3 protein-coding genes are annotated in these 4,967 nt (G+C 63.1%); 2 read left to right on the top strand and 1 reads right to left on the bottom strand.

Annotated features, from left to right (window positions below):
- The first annotated feature begins 137 nt into the window (after window positions 1–137).
- Window positions 138–1,616, top strand: coding sequence for a DUF3370 domain-containing protein (locus BG35_RS13825; RefSeq protein ID WP_071994806.1), 1,479 nt, complete (start codon window positions 138–140; stop codon window positions 1,614–1,616).
- A gap of 18 nt (window positions 1,617–1,634) precedes the next feature.
- Here the strand turns inward: BG35_RS13825 and BG35_RS0106420 are convergent, their stop codons facing one another.
- On the bottom strand, window positions 1,635–4,508 hold the full coding sequence (locus tag BG35_RS0106420; RefSeq protein WP_152535201.1) for a DNA methyltransferase family protein: 2,874 nt from the start codon (window positions 4,506–4,508) through the stop codon (window positions 1,635–1,637).
- 162 nt (window positions 4,509–4,670) lie between these two features.
- Here BG35_RS0106420 and BG35_RS13090 point away from each other — a divergent pair, with 162 nt between their 5' ends.
- Window positions 4,671–4,835, top strand: coding sequence for a hypothetical protein (locus BG35_RS13090; RefSeq protein WP_161632557.1), 165 nt, complete (start codon window positions 4,671–4,673; stop codon window positions 4,833–4,835).
- Window positions 4,836–4,967: the final 132 nt, after the last annotated feature.

Here is a 4,967-nt window from a genome sequence, read left to right as displayed (position 1 = left end):
CGGCCGCCACGGTGCTGAGGGACGGACCCCAACCAGCGGCGCCGGCCGGATCCGCCAACACCCCGTAACCCATGGGTCGGCATCCTTGGCAGTCCGTGACGGCCCAGGGCCTCTGCAGCGTCCTGGCGGCGTTGGTCATGGCGGCCGCCCCCACCGCCGTGACGGCGCCGGCCCAGGCACAGAGCACCCAGCGGTTCCAGGCCCTGCGGCCCCTCCCCGGCCGGTTGGATCAAACCCTGGTCTTCAACGACAACAACCCGGAGTCCGTCAAGGCCAGCGGCATCCTGCTCTCCACCTTTTCTCCCGTCGGTCGAGCCCATCCGGAGGCCCATCTGGATCAGCGGTTCCTGGGCAACTTCACGGTGTTCAGCCACCATGTCTATGCCCCCCCGGCCCACGGCGCCCCCACCGCCTGGCTGGCGTTACTGGCGGGCAATGCCGCAGACCGGCCCGTCACCATCACGGCACAGCAGGGGGCCACGGCCCTGAGCCAACCCGATGCCCCGTTTCTGCCCCTGCCCAGCATCCTGGAAGAAAACCTGGCCGCCGCGGACGAGACCATGGCCAACGTCCCCCGGGCGCCCCTGTCCAGGGTGGCGGCGGCACGGCTGGACCAGGAGCCTTTGCGCCGCGGTTTGGGGGGACGGGGGGCCATCTATGCCGGCCCCGGCTCCCGGGTGGCGGGCGCCCTGCTGCGGCGGGACGACGCCCCCGGCCTGCCCCCAAGTTGGCGCCTACCGCCCCACAGCACCCAGGCCCTGCTGCTGCTGCCCATTCCCACCACCCACCTGGATCCCCCGGTGAACGGCCGCACCACCCAACTGCGGCTCCACAGTTCCGGCCCGGTGGCCCTGGCCATGGTGGCATCGCTCCAGGATGAACCCCCTGATCTCTCCACCCTGGTGGGGCTGTTGGATGGTCCCCTCAGCCCCAAGGGGCATCAGCCCACACCCCCCGGCCACCAGGGCGGCATTGTCTATTCCCGGGTCAGCGGGGTGCAACGGGGTGGCCGCTGGCAGGCCCGTTTGACGGATCCGGGTCGGGATGTGCTCTCGGTGCGGTCCGTTCCCGTGGGCTGGCCCATCAGCGCCCTGGTGGGGGGCGCCATGACCACAGGCCAGGTGCAGACTGCCCCACTGGCGGCATTCTACCCCGGCACCGCCTGGGCGGCCCATGGCAACTACGGAGTTGAGTACCACCTCACCCTGCCCCTGCTGAACGATACCCTGGAATCGGTAACCCTGGAACTGGCCCTGGAAAGTCCCCAGGAGCGGGAGCCCCCGGCCGGTGTGGTGTCCCTGGTGACCCCCTCCCCCAATACGCCGGTGCGATTTCGCGGTCCGGTGGCGGTGCAGGGGCTGGATGGTCCCCCAGGGGAACGGGTGTTCCATCTGGTGCAGCGCCGTGGGCAACCGGGGCCGTTGCTGGGCGTCGTCACTCTGGCCCCGGGTGAGGAGCGCACCGTGGTGGTGCGGCTCGTCTATCCCGCCGACGCCACCCCACCCCAGGTGCTCAGCCTGCTGCCCGCCCACAGCCTGGCTCCGGATCCCCAGGCCGGCGACCCGCGACAGATCGACGTGGACGCCTTGATTGCACCCCTGTTGGAAGGCTCCTGAGGGGCTTTGAACCAGCCCTCAAACGGGGGCGGTTTCCTTGCCGCCGTGGACGGACGGCTCTGCGCACCACTGAAGCCGTAGCAGGTCCAGGGACTCCATCATGTCCTCCGGCAGCCCCAGCAGGTCCATCAACACGGCCCGGTCAAGCGCCTGGCGAACGTCGTCTCTCCAGGCCTCGTTCGCCGGCAGCAGTTCCCGATTCCTGAAGGCGTCGAATATGGTCCTGGCCCGTTCCAGTTGCCCATCCGAGAGCCGCCGTGTATCGAGAACCGGCAGGGCCGGAAGCCTCGAGATCGTCAATCTTGCTCTCCCTTGGTGCTGACGTGTGCCAATCCACCAGAAGGCCATGAGCCCCAGCGTCGTATTGGCCCACAGGACGAGGGGGATTTCCCAGGGCTCTTCCTGGCAGAGGAAGTTTGCCCATGCCCGCCCGCCTATGGACGGCTCCGACGTCATACAGGCCGCCAGGGGCTGGGAGTTGATGCGGAAGTCGAGGGTGAAGTGGAGCCGTGACGATGTATTCCGCCATGCTGCAACTGCCTGTTGTCTGCTCCCGGGCCTTACCTCGGCCATGCTGTCCGGAGCAACGACCAACCGGGTTTCCCGCTGGGCCTCGTGCCACCACAGCGCCGGGTAGGTGGGTACACTGCCGGGGCGAAGCGCCACAATATCGAACGGTCCGCGAGCAATCCCCGCTGTCGTGCCGTTGATATCCCGGTGAAGAAGCCCCCTCCGTCCAAGGTCGCCAAGCCTGCAGACGGGGATGAACAAGGGTTCTGCACGACGGGAAAGCCACAGTTCTCCTTGCGTCAACCCTGCTGCCGCTTCCGTTGTTTCCAGGGAACGCACGCCGGCGCTTCCCATCTCGGCAAACGTGCCCCGGATATAATGGCCCAGCCGATGTCCCGTTCCCACAGAAACTGGGCCGAATCGTTCCCCGGCAGAAGATAATCGACCCACGGTCCAGGCAGTAGTAACGGCCTCAAGGATCGACCGGGGCCGGTGAAAAAGATTAACAAACATGACGTTCCTGTCCCCTGGTTCGTTCTTATCTTTATCATCGTCATCCTTGCGGCTGGCAACGATCAACACTTCTGCCATGCCGGTATCGGCGGAAAAGGCGCAATTCGTTGAGCCCGTGGCCGCAATGCTGATGATGGCAACGTCCCTGTAGTGCTCCTCAAGCATTCGCCGGGCGCCTGCCCAGGAAGCTCCTTGCAGAAAGGAGGCCGGGAGCACCAGCGCCAGCACCCCGCCGTCACTCTTCAGCTTGGCATGGGCAATATCCATGAAATTCGACGCAAGACCGGCATTACCGTGACCCGCCATTCCCGGCTTGCGGATCCGTTGCAGCTTACGGGACATTGCCCTCTGCTCATCCTCCTGTGTTGCGAAGCCGGCGAAAGACGGCACGGGAACATTGGCCACTTCGTGGTTTGTCGGTCTCGTAAAAGGGGGATTCATGATGACAAGATCAAAGCCGCCGTGGGGAATATCGATGCGTCGGTCATTGCCGCTGGCGCTGCCGCTCAGTCTTTCCTGACCTGTGCCAAAGAGGGGTATGGTGGTTTCCTCTCCGATCAGATCCAGAGCCCCCAAGGCCGTGGGTTGGCCCGTATGGGCAGGTTGTTCTCCATAAGGCAGCGTGATAATCGAGGTACTGGCAAACGGCACTTCAGGATGGACGCTGGACAGCACCGAGGCCGTAAGGTGCGTTGCCGCTGGCATAATATCGGAGCCGACAAGCGTTGCCTCCATCATGGCGGCATGGAGTTCTCTATCGTCCCCGGAATGACGTCTGTAACGGGAGAGAACGACCTGATAAGCTGCATTGAGCAGTGCCCCCGTGCCGCAGGCGAAGTCGGCAATTCGCAGCGCCTTCACTGCCTCCTTATCCGACCAATCGGTATCGAGGCGTGCAACAGCAAGCTCCGCAAGCAACGCAGCAGAACTGGGTAGTGTGTAGAATGTGGCCAAGAACTTCCGATCAGAAATCAGGCGTTGGAACATGCGTCCACTGAGATCGTGCTGGCTTGTCGTGCCAAGCTCTGCTAATTCCGAAGACAGTTCCAACATTCGCTCAAGGATCATTTGCGCTACTCTATCGGGAACAGATGCAAGGAGATTGGACGCGATCTTGAAAATTGGCCAGTAGTTGATCTCGTCAAGGATGCTGTACCAGTGCCGCATCACATTAATTTTAGGGATTCGTCCGGTTTTGCCGCGCAGGTCATCGAGTATCTTTATAACGAAAGACCGATCCTTATTGCCAGTGCCAGCAATTGCCGTCTGGAAGATCAGTGCGTTTGCGATAATGGCCATGGCCATCCTCGTTGTTTGAATCCCATCTTCCTGGTGTAACTTACTTGCGATTAATTCAAGTTGTGCAGGTCTCTCAGCGCAGTGATCACGTAACAGGTTGGCAGCCTGAGAGATTTTGAGCTCCAGTATTTCAAGTCCCTCGGCAATCCGGTCTTCCGACAACGCCGCCAGCTCAATACAGGCAGCCAAATCGTCGATTCCACCCTGAATCCAACCGTGTTCTGGCCAACGAGCCGGATGTTTGGGGTTCCCGGAAAAGACGCAGAACTCAAGTGAGGCGTCATTGATGGACTGCTCCAGGTCCTGCTGGTTTCCTGCCGCCAGATTGTTGGGTATGCGGAGGGCGATGGACTGTTCAATAGGCCGTCCATCACCTTGCAGCATCTTGCCCAACCGGGCGCGGGCATCGCTTTCCACTGTGCGCGCCGGGCTGTATTCGGTTTCTATCACCACCGGGAGGCCGCCGGGATGACGGATAACGATGTCCGGTTTGAGCCCGGCGCCTTCCCGCAATACGCCTGTCTGCTCGATCCCGATGCGGTCGCGCCAGCGCGGATGCTTCGTCCCCATGATGTTACCCAACGCAACATTGAAGGCCGGTTCAGAAATCCTCGGCTTCATGTCACTTCCTCCTGCTGATCCAAGGCTTCAAAGGTCACCGCTTCCAGAACGAGTCGGTTGGCCACTGTACACAATCCTTATCCATGAAGGCGGCGGGCGTCCTCTTGCCCGTTGCCCATCCCCACCGGCCACCTGAATCCCCCTGTGAACGGTCGCACCACCCAACTGCGGCTCCACGGTTCCGGCCCGGCGCCCCCCATGGCGGCGGTTCGCCGTGCTTCAGCGGGGGGAGGCGGTGGCCGTGGTGGGCGCCGGGATGGCGGTGGCGGATCCTGAAGCTGCTTCCCGGCTACAACCCCTCGCCATGTCCATGGCTTGTCCCTGGGGGCAAGGCCGGGGCCGGCTAAGATGCTGAAGCATTTTGGAATGGCTGGTCATGGCAGTTGCGGCTGGGCAAACGCACCACGG

The organism is Candidatus Synechococcus spongiarum SH4 (assembly GCF_000586015.1).
GTDB classification, from domain to species: Bacteria; Cyanobacteriota; Cyanobacteriia; order PCC-6307; family Cyanobiaceae; genus Synechococcus_B; species Synechococcus_B spongiarum_F.
Note: the sequence above shows the minus strand (reverse complement) of the source record. Positions and strands in the feature narration are given on the sequence as shown.

What these genes read in the sequence shown, in the direction of transcription:
- BG35_RS13825 (WP_071994806.1), top strand. Translation starts at nt 138, where the DNA reads ATGGCGGCCGCCCCCACCGCCGTGACGGCGCCGGCCCAGGCACAGAGC.
- BG35_RS0106420 (WP_152535201.1), bottom strand. Translation starts at nt 4,508, where the DNA reads ATGGGGACGAAGCATCCGCGCTGGCGCGACCGCATCGGGATCGAGCAG.